The organism is Vibrio sp. D173a (assembly GCF_030248475.1).
Map to the genome: position 1 here is coordinate 1 of NZ_JAHGAH010001565.1, position 988 is coordinate 988.

At 44.1% G+C, this 988-nt stretch carries 1 protein-coding gene; it reads right to left on the bottom strand.

Translation table 11 applies throughout. The annotated features are described in order from the left end of the window. A partial coding sequence (gene htpG, locus KIV40_RS34775; RefSeq protein ID WP_285354011.1) for a molecular chaperone HtpG occupies nucleotides 1-988 on the bottom strand: 988 nt, incomplete at both ends.

Consider the following 988-nt stretch of genomic DNA (forward strand, 5'->3'; position numbering starts at 1 on the left):
GCGTGTTTGCCAGCTTGAACGTGGTACGTACCTCTTTCACACGCTCACCTAGGTAAGATTGAGTGCGCTCGACAACAGATTTGAACTCTTCTTCTGTCTCTTTTTGCTTCTCTTTCTCTTCTTCGCCTTCAAACTTGCTTAAGTCTAGGCCAGCCTTGGTGATTGATTGGAATTGTTTACCATCGAAGTCAGTTAGGTAGTTCATTACATACTCATCAATGCGATCGTACATTATAACTACTTCAATGCCTTTTGCTTTAAATTGCTCTAGGTGTGGGCTATTTTTTGCGGCTGTGTAGTTGTCTGCAGTCAGGTAGTAGATCTTATCTTGACCTTCTTTCATACGCTCGACGTAAGACGCTAGGCTGATTGTTTGCTCAGAAGAATCGACTTCCGTTGATGCAAAGCGTAGCAGACCGGCGATCTTCTCTTTGTTCGCCATGTCTTCCGCTGGACCTTCTTTCATTACAAGGCCAAACTCTTTCCAGAACTCTAGGTACTTCTCATTGTCGTTCTTAGCCATACGCTCAAGCATGGTCAATACACGCTTAGTACAAGCACCACGTAGCGATTGAGTCACCTTGTTGTCTTGTAGGATTTCACGAGAAACGTTCAGAGGTAGATCATTCGAGTCAATCAAACCACGAACAAAGCGCATGTATGATGGCATAAACTGTTCTGCGTCATCCATGATGAAAACACGCTGAACGTAAAGCTTAAGACCGCTCTTGTGGTCACGGTTCATCATATCCCAAGGCGCTTTAGATGGGATGTAAAGCAGGCTTGTGTAGTCGTTCTTACCTTCAACCTTGTTGTGGCTCCAAGTCAGAGCATCTGCAAAGTCATGAGAAACGTGTTTGTAGAACTCTTGGTATTCTTCTTTAGTGATGTCAGACTTGTTGCGAGTCCATAGTGCTTGAGCTTTGTTGATTTGCTCCCACTTCTTCTCTTCGGTGTCTTTACCTTCGTCATCTTTGACTGCAGTTAA